Annotated in this window: 21 protein-coding genes and 1 tRNA gene; 12 read left to right on the top strand and 10 right to left on the bottom strand. The window is 67.6% G+C overall.

The annotated features are described in order from the left end of the window. Position 1: 1 nt before the first annotated feature. The 3 genes from F788_RS0108285 to F788_RS0108275 form a co-directional block, all read right to left on the bottom strand. On the bottom strand, positions 2-328 hold the full coding sequence (locus F788_RS0108285) for a helix-turn-helix transcriptional regulator (protein WP_019021542.1): 327 nt from the start codon (positions 326-328) through the stop codon (positions 2-4). 115 nt (positions 329-443) lie between these two features. After that, the gene (locus F788_RS0108280) at positions 444-695 is read right to left on the bottom strand and encodes a hypothetical protein (protein WP_019589861.1); all 252 of its coding nucleotides are present in this window, start codon (positions 693-695) and stop codon (positions 444-446) included. A gap of 19 nt (positions 696-714) precedes the next feature. Continuing rightward, a complete protein-coding gene (locus tag F788_RS0108275) occupies positions 715-2,013 on the bottom strand; it encodes a DEAD/DEAH box helicase (protein ID WP_019589860.1) in 1,299 nt (432 codons plus the stop codon). A 139-nt stretch (positions 2,014-2,152) separates the two neighbouring features. Between F788_RS0108275 and trxA the strand changes: the two genes are divergently transcribed. Continuing rightward, positions 2,153-2,479, top strand: a complete 327-nt coding sequence (gene trxA / locus F788_RS0108270; RefSeq protein WP_018869015.1) for a thioredoxin TrxA — start codon at positions 2,153-2,155, stop codon at positions 2,477-2,479. A gap of 180 nt (positions 2,480-2,659) precedes the next feature. Then, positions 2,660-3,919 (top strand): transcription termination factor Rho, encoded by a 1,260-nt coding sequence (gene rho, locus F788_RS0108265; RefSeq protein WP_019589859.1) that lies wholly within the window; start codon positions 2,660-2,662, stop codon positions 3,917-3,919. Positions 3,920-3,947: 28 nt separating this feature from the next. Here rho and F788_RS0108260 read toward each other — a convergent pair whose 3' ends face one another. Genes F788_RS0108260 through rph form a run of 5 tightly spaced genes read right to left on the bottom strand, consistent with a single transcriptional unit; the run spans position 3,948 to position 6,938 of the window. Further along, positions 3,948-4,196, bottom strand: coding sequence for a hypothetical protein (locus tag F788_RS0108260; protein WP_018869013.1), 249 nt, complete (start codon positions 4,194-4,196; stop codon positions 3,948-3,950). Then, entirely contained in the window at positions 4,196-4,393 is a 198-nt protein-coding gene (locus F788_RS0108255) for a CPXCG motif-containing cysteine-rich protein (protein ID WP_018869012.1), read from the bottom strand. Before F788_RS0108255 ends, F788_RS0108260 begins: the two co-directional genes overlap by 1 nt. Then, a complete protein-coding gene (hemW, locus tag F788_RS0108250) occupies positions 4,390-5,577 on the bottom strand; it encodes a radical SAM family heme chaperone HemW (RefSeq protein WP_019021537.1) in 1,188 nt (395 codons plus the stop codon). The genes F788_RS0108255 and hemW overlap by 4 nt, the downstream gene beginning before the upstream one ends. Before the next feature lie 21 nt (positions 5,578-5,598). Beyond that, positions 5,599-6,213, bottom strand: a complete 615-nt coding sequence (gene rdgB / locus F788_RS0108245; RefSeq protein WP_019021536.1) for an RdgB/HAM1 family non-canonical purine NTP pyrophosphatase — start codon at positions 6,211-6,213, stop codon at positions 5,599-5,601. A gap of 5 nt (positions 6,214-6,218) precedes the next feature. Beyond that, positions 6,219-6,938: a ribonuclease PH gene (rph, locus tag F788_RS0108240; protein ID WP_018869009.1), complete on the bottom strand. Its 720-nt coding sequence runs from the start codon at positions 6,936-6,938 to the stop codon at positions 6,219-6,221. Between the two features lie 116 nt (positions 6,939-7,054). Here rph and F788_RS0108235 point away from each other — a divergent pair, with 116 nt between their 5' ends. The 3 genes from F788_RS0108235 to F788_RS0108225 all read left to right on the top strand — a co-directional run bounded on the left by F788_RS0108235 (position 7,055) and on the right by F788_RS0108225 (position 9,176). Beyond that, positions 7,055-7,276: a DUF2835 family protein gene (locus tag F788_RS0108235; RefSeq protein WP_018869008.1), complete on the top strand. Its 222-nt coding sequence runs from the start codon at positions 7,055-7,057 to the stop codon at positions 7,274-7,276. A 350-nt stretch (positions 7,277-7,626) separates the two neighbouring features. Next, positions 7,627-8,046, top strand: coding sequence for an Hsp20/alpha crystallin family protein (locus tag F788_RS0108230; RefSeq protein ID WP_019589858.1), 420 nt, complete (start codon positions 7,627-7,629; stop codon positions 8,044-8,046). A gap of 203 nt (positions 8,047-8,249) precedes the next feature. Then, a complete protein-coding gene (locus F788_RS0108225) occupies positions 8,250-9,176 on the top strand; it encodes a DnaJ C-terminal domain-containing protein (RefSeq protein WP_018869006.1) in 927 nt (308 codons plus the stop codon). A 26-nt stretch (positions 9,177-9,202) separates the two neighbouring features. Here the strand turns inward: F788_RS0108225 and F788_RS0108220 are convergent, their stop codons facing one another. After that, positions 9,203-9,637 (bottom strand): molybdenum cofactor biosynthesis protein MoaE, encoded by a 435-nt coding sequence (locus tag F788_RS0108220; RefSeq protein WP_019589857.1) that lies wholly within the window; start codon positions 9,635-9,637, stop codon positions 9,203-9,205. Positions 9,638-9,639: 2 nt separating this feature from the next. Then, entirely contained in the window at positions 9,640-9,873 is a 234-nt protein-coding gene (gene moaD, locus F788_RS0108215; protein ID WP_019021532.1) for a molybdopterin converting factor subunit 1, read from the bottom strand. A 43-nt stretch (positions 9,874-9,916) separates the two neighbouring features. On the opposite strand from moaD, the gene moaC reads away from it, so the two are divergent. The 7 genes from moaC (at position 9,917) to F788_RS0108180 (ending at position 16,293) form a co-directional block, all read left to right on the top strand. Further along, on the top strand, positions 9,917-10,411 hold the full coding sequence (moaC, locus tag F788_RS0108210; RefSeq protein ID WP_018869003.1) for a cyclic pyranopterin monophosphate synthase MoaC: 495 nt from the start codon (positions 9,917-9,919) through the stop codon (positions 10,409-10,411). After that, complete coding sequence (locus tag F788_RS0108205; RefSeq protein ID WP_019589856.1) at positions 10,408-12,687, top strand: AsmA family protein; 2,280 nt, start codon at positions 10,408-10,410, stop codon at positions 12,685-12,687. The genes moaC and F788_RS0108205 overlap by 4 nt, the downstream gene beginning before the upstream one ends. Before the next feature lie 97 nt (positions 12,688-12,784). Beyond that, positions 12,785-13,840: an A/G-specific adenine glycosylase gene (mutY, locus tag F788_RS0108200; RefSeq protein WP_019589855.1), complete on the top strand. Its 1,056-nt coding sequence runs from the start codon at positions 12,785-12,787 to the stop codon at positions 13,838-13,840. Next, positions 13,824-14,099, top strand: coding sequence for an oxidative damage protection protein (locus F788_RS0108195; protein WP_018869000.1), 276 nt, complete (start codon positions 13,824-13,826; stop codon positions 14,097-14,099). The genes mutY and F788_RS0108195 overlap by 17 nt, the downstream gene beginning before the upstream one ends. Before the next feature lie 93 nt (positions 14,100-14,192). After that, a tRNA-Phe gene (locus F788_RS0108190) sits at positions 14,193-14,268 on the top strand. Positions 14,269-14,442: 174 nt separating this feature from the next. Then, positions 14,443-15,660: an integrase arm-type DNA-binding domain-containing protein gene (locus F788_RS0108185; protein ID WP_019589854.1), complete on the top strand. Its 1,218-nt coding sequence runs from the start codon at positions 14,443-14,445 to the stop codon at positions 15,658-15,660. A gap of 432 nt (positions 15,661-16,092) precedes the next feature. Beyond that, positions 16,093-16,293: an AlpA family transcriptional regulator gene (locus F788_RS0108180; protein ID WP_019589853.1), complete on the top strand. Its 201-nt coding sequence runs from the start codon at positions 16,093-16,095 to the stop codon at positions 16,291-16,293. Positions 16,294-16,302: the final 9 nt, after the last annotated feature.

The raw sequence follows: 16,302 nt of genomic DNA, 5'->3' as shown, positions 1-16,302 counted from the left end.
GTCAGCAGGAGGTCTCCACCCCGGAAAGCTCGCACTCGCCCTCCTCGGCCGCGCAGCAGTGCGCGGTCAGGTAGGCCACCAGATCCTGCATCGCGGCCAGATCCGCCCGGTAGCGCTGGTAACGCCCCTCCTGGGTCACGGTGACGAGGCCGGCCCGGGTCAGAGTCTTGAGGTGGAACGAAAGGTTGCTACGTGGCAGCTCCAGTTTCCGGGCGATCTCGCCGGCGACCAGCCCCTCGCGTCCGTGACCAACCAGCAGACGCACGATGTCCAGACGGACACCGGAGGCCAGCGACTCGAACATGGAGGTGGCGGTCAGCTTGTCCATTTTTCAATGGTTCAACGATTATTGAATCATTGTCAACAAGCGGGCGGACATCGGACCGGAATCCCTGATGGAACCGCCGCGCCGAAGAGGAAACGACAGGCGAGGGAAGGGTCGCTCAGCGGGCGTCGCCGCGGATCACGGTGACGGGCGTGGCGGACTCGACCAGGACCCGGCCGGGGTGGCTCTCGTCGAAGCGCACGCGGATGTGGCGGTCGATCAGCAGTTCGTTGTCGACCCACTGCACGCGGTGACCCGGGGCATTCGCAACCAGGCGTATCTGCCCGTCGCACCCGGCCTGCACCACGACGACCTCGATATCCGCACCCAGGCGAAAGGAATCGCCGACCTGCAGGTCCAGGGTCTCCATCGCGGGCGGCGCGCCGGACTCAGCGGCCGCGGCCGTTGCCGCGGGAACGCCCCGAGGAGCCGCCGCGCCGGGGCCCGCCACGGCCGCCGCCGGGCCCGCCGCGCGGCTTGCGCTCGCGCGGTTGCGGCCGGGTCAGGTCCTGCGGCAGGGCGGCGCGGTCGATGTTCTCGGTGGGGATGCGCTCGCCCAGGTAGGACTCGATATCGGGCAGGTAGAACGCCGAGTCCTCGCAGCCGAAGCTGATCGCGTCGCCCTCGGCACCGGCGCGCGCGGTACGCCCGATGCGGTGCACGTAGTCCTCGCCCGACTGCGGCAGGTCGAAGTTGAACACATGCGTCACCTCGGGGATGTGCAGGCCGCGGGCCGCCACGTCGGTCGCCACCAGGAAGGTGTATTCACCCGCGGCGAAGCCCTCCAGCAGCTTCGAACGCTTCTTCTGCGGCACGTCGCCCGAGAGCAGCGCGGCGGCGTGGCCGTTGGCATTGAGCCAGTCGGCCACCTTCTCCGCTCCGTGTTTGGTATTGGAGAACACGATCGCCCGTTCCGGCGCCAGATCCCGCGCCAGCGCCAGCAGCAGCGGGATCTTCTCGTCGTTGGCCGGATAGTAGACGGTCTGGCGCACCCGGTCGGCAGTCAGGGTCTCCGCCTCGATCTGCACCTTCTCCGGGTTGTTCATGTGCTCGTAGGCCAGCTCCATCACCCGGAACGACAGCGTCGCCGAGAGCAGCATGGACAGCCGTTCCTGCGGCGGGGCGCAGCGGCGCATCAGGAAGCGCACGTCCTTGATGAAGCCCAGATCGAACATCCGGTCGGCCTCGTCCAGCACCACCACCTCGGTGTGCTTCAGGCCGAAGACCTTCTGCTTGAAGTAGTCGATGATGCGCCCCGGGGTGCCGATCAGCACGTCGGCGCCGGCGGCCAGCGCTTCCCGCTGGCGATCGTAGTCGGTGCCGCCGTAGGCCAGTGCCAGCTTCAGGCCGGTATCGGCGCCCAGCAGTTCGGCGTCGCGGTGGATCTGCACCGCCAGCTCGCGCGTCGGGGCGAGGATCAGGGCGCGCACGTCGGTGGCGCGACGGTGTTCCGCCGCGGCCTGGCGCAGCAGCCGGTTGAACGTCGCGATGAGGAACGCGGCGGTCTTGCCGGTTCCGGTCTGCGCCTGCCCGGCCACATCGCGCCCCGCCAGGGCCACCGGCAGCGCCTGCGCCTGGATGGGAGTACAGGTATCGAATCCGGCACGGCGCACCCCCGCGCGCACCGCCTCGGGCAGATCGAAACGGTCGAATGCGGGCTGGGCGGGTTCGTGCGCGGCGTCTGTCATGGGGCTCCCGGGCGGGCTTCGCTGTTTTACTTGAACTTTCCCGTCATCTTCGTCGATAGTACGGCGTACGTGGTCCCGGGACACGCGGTTTTCCCCTGCCCCGGTCGACCGTGCCATACCAACGTCATGAGGACGCGGAGTGAGCGACAAGATCATTTATACATCGGACGCGAGTTTCGACGAGGACGTCCTGAAGTCCGACCAGCCGGTCCTGGTGGACTACTGGGCGGAGTGGTGCGGTCCCTGCAAGATGATCGCGCCGATTCTGGACGAAATCGCCGAAGAATACGCCGGCAAGGTCAAGGTTGCCAAACTGAACATCGACGAGAACCCGTCGACGCCGCCCAAGTTCGGTATCCGCGGCATCCCGACGCTCATGCTGTTCAAGAACGGGGACGTGGAGGCCACCAAGGTCGGCGCCCTGTCCAAGTCGCAGCTGACCGCCTTCCTCGATCAGCACACCTGAGCGGAATCGCGGTCACCTTCCGTTGCGGGGCGGGCTTGCAACAGCCGCCCGCCCCGCTTAATATTCGAGCGTTTCGTCGGCGCCGGGCCTCTCCCGGGGTCGTCCCCTGCCCCGTCATCATTGCAATCCTGCGGCCATCCCCGGCCGCCGTTCATCCACGTTGAGCACAGCGCCCCACGCATGAATCTGACCGAACTGAAGCGGATGACCGCCGCCGACCTCGTTGGCCTCGCCGAAAACCAGGGCATCGAGAACATGTCCCGTGCCCGCAAGCAGGACATCATCTTTGCCCTGCTGAAGGCCCACGCGAAAAGCGGCGAGGCGATTTACGGCGACGGCGTACTGGAGATCCTCTCCGACGGCTTCGGCTTTTTGCGCAGCCCGGACGCCTCCTATCAGGCCGGCCCCGACGACGTCTACGTCTCCCCCAGCCAGATCCGCCGCTTCGGCCTGCGCACCGGCGACACGGTGGCCGGCAAGATCCGCCCGCCGAAGGACAACGAACGCTACTTCGCGCTGCTGAAGGTCTCGGAGATCAACTTCGAGCCGCCGGAAAATGCCAGACACAAGGTCCTGTTCGAGAACCTCACGCCGCTGCATGCCAACCATCGCATGCGCATGGAGCGGGGCAACGGCTCCACCGAGGACATCACCGCCCGCGTCATCGACATCGTCGCGCCGTTCGGCAAGGGCCAGCGCGGCCTGATCGTCTCGCCGCCCAAGGCCGGCAAGACCCTGATCCTGCAGAACATCGCCCAGAGCATCGCGACCAATTACCCGGAGTGCTATCTCATCGTCCTGCTGGTCGACGAACGGCCCGAGGAAGTGACCGAGATGGACCGCATGGTGCAGGGCGAGGTCGTCTCCTCCACCTTTGACGAACCGGCCCAGCGCCACGTGCAGGTGGCCGAGATGGTCATCGAGAAGGCCAAGCGCCTGGTGGAGCACCGCCGCGACGTGGTCATCCTCCTGGACTCGATCACCCGACTCGCCCGTGCCTACAACACCGTTGCCCCCAGCTCCGGCAAGGTGCTCACCGGCGGCGTCGATGCCAACGCCCTGCACCGGCCCAAGCGTTTCTTCGGCGCCGCGCGCAATGTCGAGGAAGGCGGCAGCCTCACCATCCTCGCCACGGCCCTGGTGGACACCGGCTCCAAGATGGACGAGGTGATCTACGAGGAATTCAAGGGTACCGGCAACATGGAGGTGCACCTGGAGCGGCGCATCGCCGAGAAGCGCATCTACCCGGCGATCAACGTCAACCGTTCCGGCACCCGCCGCGAGGAACTGCTGACCGACCCGGAAGAGCTGCAGAAACTGTGGATCCTGCGGAAGTTCCTGCACGGCATGGACGACATCGAGGCGATGGAATTCCTGCTCGGCCGCATGCAGTCGTCGAAGACCAACAGCGAGTTCTTCGACCAGATGAAGCGCTCCTGAGGCGACGCCCTGACGCCCCGGCCCGGGCTCAGGCGCCGGCCGCCAGCGGCGCGAACTCCAGCAGACGGTCCAGCCGGCGCCACTGGCGCCGGCCCTCGGCATCGCGCAGGATCAGATACTCCGCGCCCCGGCGGGTGCGCAGATCCAGCGGCCACACCCGCGCCACCTCGTCGAGGCCCCGGTGGCGCCAGCGGATCCGCAGCGCCTCCCCGTGCATGATGCAAAGCTCCAGCTCGGAGTAGCGCGCGCAGGGGATGGGGACGTAATCCGCGGCCATCAGCCACCTTCCCTCTGAGCGTCGACCACGGGGATATCATCCTCGGTGGTCGTCAGGTGACGGAACACGATGGGCGAGCAGCACACGCCACAGTCCTCCACCCATTCATCCTCGTCACTCATCACATCCACCGTCGTCTCGCCCGGTTCTCCGCACCAGGGACAAGCAAACGCCACGAATTCGATCGGTCGGGTCATCGCGACACCTCCTCGACATCGTTGGCAGCCTCCGGCAGAAACCCTTCCAGGACATCATTGAGAAACTGCAGGCCCTCCGTGGTGGTTCGCAGGACGCCGCTTCCGGCGGGATCCATCAGGCCGCGCTGACGCGCACGCTCCAGCCCGGGCTCCAGTGCCTCCAGGGGCAGCCCGGTCCGCTCGCGGAACCGCGCCTCGGGCACGCCATCGACCAGCCGCAGGACGTTCAGCATGAACTCGAACGGCCGCTCGCCGGCTGCGACCGGCGTATCCCGCCCGCCGGTCGGATCGGCGAGGTAGGCCTGCGGCTGGCGCGGTCGCACGCGGCGGATGATGGAGCCGTCGTGGACCTGCGTCAGCTTGCCGTGGGCACCGGCACCGATGCCGAGGTAGTCCCCGAAGGTCCAGTAGTTCAGGTTGTGCCGGCACGCTTCACCCGCCCTCGCGTAAGCGGACACTTCGTAGCGAGTATAGTCCGCCTCCGCGAGACGCAAGCTTCCGGCGGCAAAAAGTTCGGCCACGGTGTCATCCTCCGGCAGCTCCGGCGGGCGCGCGGCGAACAGCGTATTGGGCTCCAGGGTGAGCTGATACCAGGAAATGTGCTCCGGCTGCTGCGCGATCGCCGCCTCCAGATCCGCCATGCCCTGCGCCACCGTCTGCCCCGGCAGACCGAACATCAGATCCAGGTTGATCCGCTCGAAACCCGCCGCCCGGGCATGTTCCACCGCCGCGGCCGCCTCCTCCGGCCCGTGGATGCGACCGAGACGCTGCAGCATCGCGCCGTCGAAGCTCTGCACCCCCAGCGACAGCCGGTTGATCCCGGCCTCGCGGTAGCCACGGAAGAAATCGCGGTCGGCGGTGCCGGGATTCGCCTCCAGCGTGATCTCCACGTCCGGGCGCAGCGGCAGCAGCGCCCGCAACCCGGACATCAGCTCCGCCATCGCCTCGGGCGGGAACATGCTGGGGGTCCCGCCACCGATGAACACGCTCTCGATACGCCGCCCCCAGACCTCGGGCAGCTGCGCCTCCAGATCGCGCAGCAGCGCGGCCACGTAGTCGGCGAACGGGGGCTCGCCGCTACGGGGTTCGTGGGAGTTGAAATCGCAGTACGGGCACTTGCGCACGCACCACGGCAGGTGGACGTACAGCGCCAGCGGGATCGGGGTATCGAAGCTCGGGGTCATGCCGGGAGCATAGCCCCCGGCTCAGCTCCCGGCACGTTCCCGCAGGGCCCGGGCCAGTTTCGCCAGCGCCCGGCCGCGATGACTCAGACGATTCTTCTCGCTCGGCTCCAGCTCGGCCGAGGTGCAGCCGTGCTCCGGCAGCTCGAACAGCGGATCGTAGCCGAACCCGCCATCGCCGGACGGTGCCGTGGCGATGCGCCCGCGCCACACGCCCTCGGCGATCAGCGGGGCGGGATCGTCGGCATGGCGCAGGAACACCACCACCGCGCGGAAGCCGGCGCCGCGGCGTTCCTGCGGCACATCCGCCAGCGCGTCCAGCAGCTTCGCGTTGTTGGCGGCATCGGCGCCGTCACCGCTCTCCCCGGCATAGCGCGAGGAATAGATACCCGGCTCGCCGCCCAGGGCATCCACCTCCAGCCCCGAGTCGTCGGCCACCGCCGCCAGCCCGGTGTGCCGGGCCGCGTTGCGTGCCTTCAGCAGCGCGTTCTCGACGAAGGTCAGGCCGGTCTCCTCGGCCTCCGGCACGCCCAGCCCGGTCTGCGTCACGACCTCCATGCCCAGCGGCTCCAGCAGCGCCGCCAGCTCGCTCCGCTTGCCCGGGTTGCCGGTGGCCAGGACCACGCGCTGCGCCGCCATTCCGCTCAGCCCTCGCCCAGGACCGCGCGTTGCGCGTCGATGATGTTACTCACACCCTTCTCGCCCAGATCCAGCATGCTGTCCAGTTCGTCGCGGCGGAAGGCATGGCCCTCGGCCGTGCCCTGGATCTCGATCACCCCGCCGGCCTCGTTCATCACCAGGTTCAGGTCGGTCTCGGCCGCGGAGTCCTCGTCGTAGTCGAGGTCCAGCACCGGCGTTCCCTGGAAGATCCCCACGGACACCGCCGCGAGATGTCCGTGCAGCGGATCCTTCTTCAGCAGGCCGATCTCGCGCCCGTGCGCCACCGCGTCGCGCAGGGCCACGAAGGCACCACTGATCGAGGCCGTGCGCGTGCCGCCGTCGGCCTGGATCACGTCGCAGTCGACAATGATCTGGCGCTCGCCCAGCGCCTCCATGTCGACCACCGCACGCAGCGCGCGCCCCACCAGGCGCTGGATCTCCATGGTCCGTCCGCCCAGCTTGCCACGGGCCGCCTCGCGCGCCATGCGGTCGTGGGTGGAACGCGGGAGCATGCTGTATTCCGCCGTCACCCAGCCCTTGCCCTTGCCCTTCAGCCACGGGGGCACACGCGGCTCGATGGTGGCATTGCACAGCACCCGGGTGTCACCGAACTCCACCAGCACCGAACCTTCGGCGTGGCGGGTGAAGTGCCGGGTAAAACTGACCGGACGCATCTCGTCGGGCTGTCGGCCGCTGGGGCGCATGGCGATTCCTTGCTAGATTATTCAGCCGCGCAGTATACGGTAGACCGGGGGTCGCGGGGCCACCCCCACCCGGCCGATCCTGCCCCGCGCGCTCCGCCCCATCGGACTGACCCGCCATGCAGCGTTTCCGCATCCGCCTCGACATCTCCCCGGACATGATGGAGCAGTACTATTCCGGGCGCTCCACCACCGTATTCGCGATTTCCGAGGCCGGGGTCAGCGTGCAGTTCCCGGCGCGGCTGCTGCGCCCGTACATGACCCACGACGGAATCCACGGCCTTTTCGAACTGGTTACCGAAAATGACTACCGCCTGCGCGATTTTCGCCGCCTGGCTTGAAATCTCCCCGGAACGCCCCTACTTCGATTACTGAGTCAACAAGACACCCGATGAAGGAGGGGATAGCCATGAACATGATGCGTTACAAACCCTGGAGCCTGCTTAAGGAAACACTGATCAATGTACACGTTCGCGTTGGCACCCCAGGTTTTCCGAGACAAGGCGCGATGCGCAGCCGGTAGTGGTTCTACCGGCAAGGGCCGCAACGCAGGATCGGGGAACCTGGGGTGCCAACCCCGAAGGGGCTCGGCCGCTTTTGCGCGCGCACGGCGTTGCGACTCCCTTGTGCAGAATGACTGCACGGCGGTCGCCGCGCCTTGTTCGCACGCAAAAGCGACTCGAGCGCGAACGTGTACATTGATCAGTGTTTCCTTGACCAGCTCTCGCGTGAACTCGGCCGCCTGCCCGACGTACCCGGCGACGAGGACTCGGTGAGCGCGGCCGACTGGAGCCCTGCGGTGGACATCCGCGAGGAGACCGATGCCTACGTGCTGCATGCCGACGTCCCGGGCGTGGATCCCAAGGACATCGAGCTGCACATGGAGAACGGCGTGCTGACCCTGCGTGGCGAACGCAAGTACGAAAACGCAGAAGAGAAGGAAGGCTACAAGCGCGTGGAGCGCATGCGTGGCACCTTCTTCCGCCGCTTCTCGCTGCCGGACACCGCCGATGCGGAGAACATCTCCGCGCGCAGCCAGAACGGCGTGCTGGAGGTTCGCATTCCCAAGCAGGCTAGGGTGCAACCGCGCCGGATCGAGATCGAGAGCTGATCCGCATCCGGCGACGTTCCCGGACCCGGCCGGGACGGGCCTCCCAACGGGCGCTGCCGGCGCGAGCGGGCAGCGCCTTTTGATTGGTGCCGGTAGCACCCGAATCCCGGGTATGATGGCCCGGGATTCGGGTGGTACCCGAACGCGAACGCATACACACCGGCTTTGCCGGTCGCCGAAAGGGTTCCGACTCGAGGCAGGAGATGGAATACAAGGATTACTACAAGATCCTGGGCGTGGACCGCAACGCCAGCCAGGACGACATCAAGAAGGCCTACCGCAAGCTGGCGCGCAAGTACCACCCCGACGTCAGTGACGACCCGCAGGCCGAGACGCGCATCAAGGAAGTCAACGAGGCCTACGAGGCCCTCGGGGATCCGGAAAAGCGCAAGGCCTACGACCAGCTGGGCGCCAACTGGCGCCAGGGGCAGGACTTCCGTCCGCCGCCGGGCTGGGACGGCTGGACCGGTGCGGGTGCCGGCGGCCGCGCACGGGGCGCCGGACCGGGCGCCGGCGGGGCCGATTTCGGCGGCTTCTCCGACTTCTTCGAGTCGATCTTTGGCGGCGGCGGCATGGGCGGCGGCGGTCGCCGGCGCGGCTTCGACGTGCGTGGTGCCGACCGCGAAGGCGCGGTGGAAGTGACCCTCGAACAGGCCATGCACGGCGCCGAGCTGTCGGTGACCGACCCGCGCGGGCGCCCGCAGCGCGTGCGCATCCCCGCCGGCGCCAAGGACGGCTCGCGGGTCCGGGTACGCGGCCAGGGCGACCCCGGCGTGGGCAACGGCGCCCCGGGCGACCTGCTGCTGGAGATCCGCATCAAGCCGGACCCCAACTACCGGGTGGAAGGGCGCGACCTGTACCGCGACATCCCGATCACCCCGTGGGAGGCCGCGCTGGGCGCCACGATCGAGGCGCCCACCCCGCACGGACCGGTCAACCTGAAGGTGCCGAAGGGCTCGCAGTCGGGCAAGCAGGTGCGCCTGAAGGGTAAGGGTCTGCCCGGCAAGACCCCGGGCGATCTGTATCTGCGGCTGATGATCCACGTGCCGCCGGAAGACGAAGCCGGCGACTGGTATGAAAAGATGGCGGAGTCATCCAGCTTCAACCCGCGCGAGCTGCTGGACGGCTGATCCCCCTCGCGCGCGACGCGCGGGATTCAGCCGGGCGTGTTGCGCTCCACCCAGCGGCTGCTGCCGTCGGCCAGGCGCTCGCGCTTCCAGAACGGGGCCTCGTGCTTGAGCCGCTCCAGGATGTCGCTGCAGGCATCGCGGGCGGCCGCACGATGGGCCGACCAGGTCGCCACCAGCACCAGCGCATCGCCCGGCCGCACCTCGCCCACGCGGTGCGCAACATGCACGCCCAGCAGGGGCCAGCGCTGCTGCGCGGCCTCCACGATGCGCTCCAGCTCCTGCTCGGTCATGCCCGGATAATGCTCCAGGAACAGCCCGGTCACGGCATCGTCCTCGTTGAAATCGCGCATGCGGCCGACGAACACGCTGGCCGCCCCGCGGGCCTCGGCGGGGATGTCCTGCTCCGCCGCGCGCAGCACGTCCCAGGGGTCGAAATCCTCGGAGTGGATGGTCACGGTCATGCTCAGCCCCCGGTCACCGGCGGGAAGAAGGCCACCTCGTCGCCATCACGCACCGGGGTTTCGAGATCGGCGCGGGTCTGATTGACCGCGCTCATCAGCCGCTGCGGCGGGGGTTCGCCATGCAGGTGCTCCCACAGGCCGGCCACGGTAAAACCCTCGGCCGGGAGTTCGGCCCGGTCGCCCTCACGGCCCAGTTCTTCGCGCAAACGCGCGAAATACAGCACTTTTACCGCCATGCAGCCCCTACACGTGTGGCTTTCAAACAAGCATTATAGCCGGATGACCGACTTCACTCATTTTGACGCCCACGGCCATGCCCACATGGTCGATGTCGGCGACAAGGCCGTCTCCCACCGCGTGGCCATCGCCGAGGGCCGCATTCGCATGCAGCCGGAGACCCTGCAGAAGGTCCGCGAAGGCAATCATTCCAAAGGGGATGTTCTGGGCATTGCCCGCATCGCCGGTATCATGGGGGCCAAGCGTACCGGGGACCTGATCCCGCTGTGCCATCCCATCGGACTCAGCCGCGTGGCGGTCGAATTCGATCTGGAAGATGACGCGGTCGTGGCCCGGGCAACCTGCGAAGTACATGCAGTCACCGGCGTGGAGATGGAGGCCCTGACTGCGGTCTCCGCCACCCTTCTGACCATCTACGATATGTGCAAGGCCGTGGACCGGGGCATGGTGCTGGAAACGGTCCGGCTTCTGGAAAAACACGGCGGTCGCAGCGGCAGCTGGAAGGCCCCCGACCCGCAAGGAGATTCCCGAACATGAAATGGATCAAGCGCCTGTTTGGCCTGATCGGCATCCTGATCCTCGTGGTGATCGTCGTCGCCGCGTATCTGCTGGTGACGTTCGACGCCAACGATTACAAGGAGCGCATCGAGGCCGAGGTGTACGAACACACCGGGCGCGAGCTGGTATTGGCCGGCGATGTCAGCCTGACGCTGTTCCCCAGCCTCGGCCTGCGCCTGGAAGAGGTGCGCCTGGGCAACGCGGAGGGCTTCGGTGACGAATCCTTCGCCGAGGTCGACGTGGTCGACGTGGCTGTCGCGGTCATGCCGCTGCTGCGCCGCGAGCTGGAAGTGCAACGGGTTGAAGGCGACGGCGTGCGCCTGAACCTGGCGCGCGACGAGGACGGCCGCAACAACTGGGACGACCTCGCTGCCCGCGCCGACGAGGCCCGTGACGAGGCCGTGACCGGCAACGAAGAAGAAGAACGCACCGCCACCGAATCGCGCCTGGCCATGGAACGGATCGATATCGCCGGCGTCAGCCTGACCAACGCCCGCGTGGTGTGGGACGACCGCGAGACCGGGATGCGTGCCGTGCTGGACCCGTTCAGCCTGCAGGTGGGCCGCTTCCAGCCCGGCGTGGAGACCCGGCTGGAAATGTCCGCCGCGCTGGAGGCCGAGGGCGGCGCGCTGGAGCAGCCGCTCAGCACCACCATGGACCTGACCGGACTGGTCAACCTCGACCTGCTGAACAATCGCTATGCAGTGCGTCGTCTGGACCTGAACCTCGACGTGGAAGGCGGCCCGGTGCCGCAGCCGATGACCGTCATCTTCCGCAGCGACGTGGCGCTGGAGGTGGACGAAGACGACACCCGCCTGCGCATGGAGCGCCTGACCCTGGAGGCCTCCGAAGTCACCCTCACCGGGTTTGCCGAACTGGGCAACCTGCAGGGCGACCAGCCACAGATGCGTGGCGAACTGCGCTCCAACACCTTCAACCTGCGCTCGGTCATGGACGATCTGGGGCTGGAAGCCCCGGCCACCGCGGATCCGGATGCCCTGCAGCGGGTCGCGTTCGACCTTTCCGCGGCCGGTACGCCGGGCAACCTGGAACTGTCGCCGTTCCTGTTCACCCTCGACGACACGACCCTCAGCGGTGACGCCACGCTGGACACCACCGGCGAGCGGCCGCATTTCGGTTTCGACCTGCGCGGCAACGAGCTCAACGTCGACCGCTACCTCCCGCCGGAGGTCGAAGAGGCGCGCACCGGCGAAGCCAACGGCGCCCCAGACGAGGAAGAAGCCGAGGAGCTGCGGGTCGAACTGCCGATGGAAGCCCTGCGTTCCGTCGACGTGGACGGCAGCCTGGCCCTCGATGGTCGCCTGACCCTGATGGGCCTGGAACTGCGCGACATCGCGCTGGACATCCGGGCGCGCGGCGGCGACTGGGTGATCGACCCGCTGTCCGCCACCGGCTACGACGGCGAACTGACCAGCCGCATCCAGCTGGACGCCTCGGGCAGCCAGCCGCGCTACGGCCTCACCACCGACCTGACCGGTCTGGACATCGGCGCCCTGCTGGGCGACCTGCAGGGTGACGACGCGATGCTGCTGGGCACCGGCAACCTCACACTCGATATCACCACGCACGGCGAGGCGCTGTCCGACCTGCGAGCCAACCTCAACGGCGACGGCGACATGCGCTTCGAGGACGGCGCGGTGCGCGGCATCAATGTCGCCGACATCATCCGCCGCGCGGAGGCCCGCATCCGCGGCCGTGAATACGAGTCGGACGAGCCGCGGCAGACGGACTTCAGCGAGATCTCCGGCAGTTTCGACATCGAGAACGGCGTGGTCTCCAACAACGACCTGGAAGGCAACTCCCCGCTGCTGCGCGTCCGCGGGGAGGGCTCGGCCGACCTCAACGACGAGTCGCTGGACTACCGCGTGGACACGACGCTCGTCGGCACCCTGGAAGGCCAGGGCGGACGTTCGCTGGAAGACCTGCGCGGCGTCCGCCTGCCGATCCGGATCAGCGGCACGTTCGACGACCCCAGCTTCCGCCTCGACCTCGAATCCATCCTGCGTGAACGCGCCGCCCAGGAGCTGGGCGTGGACGAGGACGAACTGCGCGACGAGGCCACCCGCCGCCTGATGGAGCGCCTCGGCGTCTCGCGCGACGAAGCGGACGAGGAAGAAGCAAACGACGAACACGCCGAAGAAGCTGACGAAGACGAGGCAGACGAGGAAGACGAAGAGGCCGAACGCAGCCTCGAGCAGGAAGCGGAAGACCGCCTGCGGGAACTCCTCGAGTAAACCGGGGAACCCGGGGCACCCGCACTCGTTCAATCTGACCACGAACACCGACGCCCGGGCACATCGCCCCGGGCGTCGGTGCCTCCTCCCCGCCATCATGCAACCCTTCGCCCAACGCCTGCTGGACTGGTTCGACCACCACGGCCGTCACGACCTCCCCTGGCAGCACCCGCGCACGCCCTACCGCGTATGGGTCTCCGAGATCATGCTGCAGCAGACCCGGGTCGAGACCGTCATCCCGTATTTCGAGCGTTTCACCGCGCGCTTCCCGGACGTGCAGAGCCTGGCCGCCGCCCCCGTGGACGACGTCCTCGCCCTGTGGGCGGGCCTGGGCTATTACGCCCGTGCCCGCAACCTGCACCGCTGCGCCCGGACCATCGTGGAAGACCACGACGGCCATTTCCCGCGCGAACGCGTGGCGCTGGAGGCCCTGCCCGGCATCGGCCGCTCCACCGCCGCCGCCATCCTCGCCCAGGCACACGACGCCCCCGAGGCCATCCTCGACGGCAACGCCAAGCGCGTACTCGCCCGCCACGCCGCGGTGGACGGCTGGCCCGGCAGCACCGCCAGCCAGAAAACCCTGTGGCGCGAGGCCGAGGCCCGCACCCCCGCCAGCCGCTGCGCCGACTACACCCAGGCGATCATGGATCTGGGCGCGCTGGTATGTACCCGCAGCCGCCCCGACTGCCCCGCCTGCCCGGTGGCCGAAGACTGCGGCGCCCGCCTGCAGGAACGCACCACCGAGCTGCCGCACCCGCGGCCGAAGCGCGAACGCCCGACACGCACGCGCTGGGCCGCCCTGCTGCACGCTCCCGAGGGCATCTACCTGGAACAGCGCCCGCCCAGCGGCATCTGGGGCGGGCTGTACACCCTGCCCGAGGCCGAAGACCCGGAGCATCTGGAAGCCTGGGTGCGCACCCACTGGCCGCACGCCGAGGCGCTGGAAGGCGACGCACTGAGCCACGGCTTCAGCCACTACCAGCTCGACCTGCGCGTGCAGCGCTACCGGCTCCCGGCGGGTGAGTGCGGGATCATGGATGCCCCCGGGGTGATCTGGTATAAACCGGGCCAGTCGCGGCCGGCAGGCATCCCGGCCCCCATACAAGGCTTACTCCAAAGCGAAAAGGATTCCGGCCATGGCACGAACCGTTAACTGCGTAAAACTCGGCAAAGAGGCCGAAGGCCTGGACTTCCCGCCCTACCCGGGCGAGATGGGCAAGAAGATCTACCTCAACGTCTCCAAGGAAGCCTGGAACGCCTGGCTGAGCCACCAGACCATGCTCATCAACGAGTATCGCCTGACCCCGGTGGACCCCAAGGCGCGCAAGTTCCTGGAAGAGGAAATGGAGAAGTTCCTGTTCGGCGACGGTTCCGAAAAGCCCGAAGGCTTCGTCGACCCCAACCAGTCCTGAAGCCGGCCCCGGGGCGCGCCCTTGACGTGAGCGCCCCGGACCGCTTTAATACTGCCCTTCGCCTCGCGGCGAACCCCGCAACAAGTCAGCACTGGCCGGGTAGCTCAGTCGGTAGAGCAGGGGATTGAAAATCCCCGTGTCGGCGGTTCGATTCCGTCCCCGGCCACCATTTCCCTTTCCGCAGTCTTCCCTCGCGATCCGCAAACCCCGCAGAAACAGGCACTTACAGCCTACCCCTTGTCCGTCCCTTTCCGGCGCTGTCCTTGTGAAGCTTAGCACGTTGGGGGTAACTTTGGGGGTGCGCGACCAAGGGCTGGGGGTAGCTACCCCCAAGGGGGGCAATATGGCGAGGGGCACGAACCGACTGACGGACAAAGCCGTGCGCGCGGCAAAGCACCAGGGCAAGGACTACAAGCTGTCCGACGGCGAGGGGATGTTCCTGCACGTCACCAAGGCCGGACGGTATTGGCGGCTGAAGTTCCGCCTTCAGGGCAAAGAGCGCTTGATGTCCCTGGGCACGTACCCGGATACCTCGCTTGCCGCCGCACGCGAGCGTCGCGCCGAAGCCCGGGCCCTGATTGCCGACGGCATCGACCCGGTGGAGCACCGCCGCCAGCAGGCAAGCGAAGCCGAGACCCTGACCCTCAAGGATCTTCTGACCGATTGGCTGAGCCGCCAGGACTGGTCGCGCAGCTACGCGGAGAAGGTCGAAGGCCGCCTGCGCCGGCATATCCTGCCGCAGTTGGGTACGCGGCCCGCCAGCGAGATCACGCCTTCCGAGCTGCTGACGTTGCTGCGCGCTGTCGAAGACACCGGCGCAGTGGAGACCGCCCGCCGCTGCCGGATCCACGTCGGGCAGGCATACCGCTACGGGATCGCCGCCGGCATGCTGGACTCCAACCCCGCAGGCGATCTATCCCCCGCCCTACGCTCGCAAAGCCGCCGCAACCATTTCCCCGCCGTCACGGATCCCGGCGAGCTGGCGGGGGTACTTCGGACGATCTGGGGGTATCAGGGCACCCCTACTACCATGGCCGCGCTGAAGCTGGCGACCATGCTGCTGGTGCGTCCCGGAGAGCTGCGACGCATGGAGTGGTCCGAGCTCGACCTGGACGCGGCGGCGTGGCTGATCCCGGCGGCAAAGATGAAGGCCGGGCGCGACCACCTGGTGCCGCTACCGCGTCAGGCGGTGGAGATCATCGAGGGATTGCGCCCGTGGTCACAGCACAGCCGGTACGTTTTCCCCGGGGGCCGGAGCGCGGAGAAGCCGTTGAGCGAGAACGCGATGATCGCGGCGATGCGCCGGATGGGTCTGCAGGGGCGGCAAAGCGTCCACGGATTCCGCGCCACCGCCCGTACGATCCTGGATGAAGTGCTGGGCTGGCGGGTGGAGATCATCGAACACGCGCTGGCGCATGAGGTACGGGACCCGCTTGGTCGCGCCTACAACCGCGCGTCGTTTCACTCGGAACGCCGTCGGATGCTCCAAGAGTGGGCGGACTACCTGGACGGGCTGCGCGAAGGCGACCAGGACAACGTGCTGCCGATCCGGCGCGCCTGACCGCCAGCGATTGTCATTTTTGTGAACTGGATCACATGACACGGGAGCCGCCCGGAGACACAACCGGGACGGTTTCAGGACGTGTCAGGACGTTTCAGGATGTTCACGAACGGCACGGGTGCGCACCGGGGCACAACATGTAGCGGTTGGCGTGAACTTTTGCGGTGCCGGTAGGATACGCGTGTGCTCTGACAGAAGGGCGCAAACGAAAAGGGACGGCCCCGGCCAGGGCCGCCCCGAGTTCAACCAGACCGAGCGGGTCCAGAGAACGGTAGAGGTTGCGTTGATTCCCCTATCGGCACCACGGTTTGAAGATGGATCGGATAACTCAACGTGATACCGATGGTTAAATTATCGCAGAAGCTATAAACGCTCAAGTACCCCCTTTGCCTTTTGCCTGCCCGCCGGTCACTCATAACTATTGAGGTGACCATGAAGGACGAAACCGCTGTAACCAACCCCGAGCGCCTGCTGCGCCTGCGCGACGTTCTGGACCGCACCAGCATGTCCCGCAGCGCATGGTATGCCCTGATCCAGCGAGGCGAGGCCCCCGCGCCGGTCAAGGTGGGCGCGGCTGCCCGGTGGCCGGAATCCGCCGTGGATGCCTGGATTCGCCGCCAGGTCGAAAGCTGAGGGGGTGAA

The sequence above is a fragment of the Thioalkalivibrio sp. ALE10 genome (assembly GCF_000381385.1).
Taxonomy (GTDB): Bacteria; Pseudomonadota; Gammaproteobacteria; order Ectothiorhodospirales; family Ectothiorhodospiraceae; genus Thioalkalivibrio.
This window is presented reverse-complemented; position numbering and strand designations above follow the sequence as displayed.

What these genes read in the sequence shown, in the direction of transcription:
- F788_RS0108285 (WP_019021542.1), bottom strand. Translation starts at nt 328, where the DNA reads ATGGACAAGCTGACCGCCACCTCCATGTTCGAGTCGCTGGCCTCCGGT.
- F788_RS0108280 (WP_019589861.1), bottom strand. Translation starts at nt 695, where the DNA reads ATGGAGACCCTGGACCTGCAGGTCGGCGATTCCTTTCGCCTGGGTGCG.
- F788_RS0108275 (WP_019589860.1), bottom strand. Translation starts at nt 2,013, where the DNA reads ATGACAGACGCCGCGCACGAACCCGCCCAGCCCGCATTCGACCGTTTC.
- rho (WP_019589859.1), top strand. Translation starts at nt 2,660, where the DNA reads ATGAATCTGACCGAACTGAAGCGGATGACCGCCGCCGACCTCGTTGGC.
- F788_RS0108260 (WP_018869013.1), bottom strand. Translation starts at nt 4,196, where the DNA reads ATGGCCGCGGATTACGTCCCCATCCCCTGCGCGCGCTACTCCGAGCTG.
- F788_RS0108255 (WP_018869012.1), bottom strand. Translation starts at nt 4,393, where the DNA reads ATGACCCGACCGATCGAATTCGTGGCGTTTGCTTGTCCCTGGTGCGGA.
- hemW (WP_019021537.1), bottom strand. Translation starts at nt 5,577, where the DNA reads ATGACCCCGAGCTTCGATACCCCGATCCCGCTGGCGCTGTACGTCCAC.
- rdgB (WP_019021536.1), bottom strand. Translation starts at nt 6,213, where the DNA reads ATGGCGGCGCAGCGCGTGGTCCTGGCCACCGGCAACCCGGGCAAGCGG.
- rph (WP_018869009.1), bottom strand. Translation starts at nt 6,938, where the DNA reads ATGCGCCCCAGCGGCCGACAGCCCGACGAGATGCGTCCGGTCAGTTTT.
- F788_RS0108235 (WP_018869008.1), top strand. Translation starts at nt 7,055, where the DNA reads ATGCAGCGTTTCCGCATCCGCCTCGACATCTCCCCGGACATGATGGAG.
- F788_RS0108225 (WP_018869006.1), top strand. Translation starts at nt 8,250, where the DNA reads ATGGAATACAAGGATTACTACAAGATCCTGGGCGTGGACCGCAACGCC.
- F788_RS0108220 (WP_019589857.1), bottom strand. Translation starts at nt 9,637, where the DNA reads ATGACCGTGACCATCCACTCCGAGGATTTCGACCCCTGGGACGTGCTG.
- moaD (WP_019021532.1), bottom strand. Translation starts at nt 9,873, where the DNA reads ATGGCGGTAAAAGTGCTGTATTTCGCGCGTTTGCGCGAAGAACTGGGC.
- moaC (WP_018869003.1), top strand. Translation starts at nt 9,917, where the DNA reads ATGACCGACTTCACTCATTTTGACGCCCACGGCCATGCCCACATGGTC.
- F788_RS0108205 (WP_019589856.1), top strand. Translation starts at nt 10,408, where the DNA reads ATGAAATGGATCAAGCGCCTGTTTGGCCTGATCGGCATCCTGATCCTC.
- mutY (WP_019589855.1), top strand. Translation starts at nt 12,785, where the DNA reads ATGCAACCCTTCGCCCAACGCCTGCTGGACTGGTTCGACCACCACGGC.
- F788_RS0108195 (WP_018869000.1), top strand. Translation starts at nt 13,824, where the DNA reads ATGGCACGAACCGTTAACTGCGTAAAACTCGGCAAAGAGGCCGAAGGC.
- F788_RS0108185 (WP_019589854.1), top strand. Translation starts at nt 14,443, where the DNA reads ATGGCGAGGGGCACGAACCGACTGACGGACAAAGCCGTGCGCGCGGCA.
- F788_RS0108180 (WP_019589853.1), top strand. Translation starts at nt 16,093, where the DNA reads ATGAAGGACGAAACCGCTGTAACCAACCCCGAGCGCCTGCTGCGCCTG.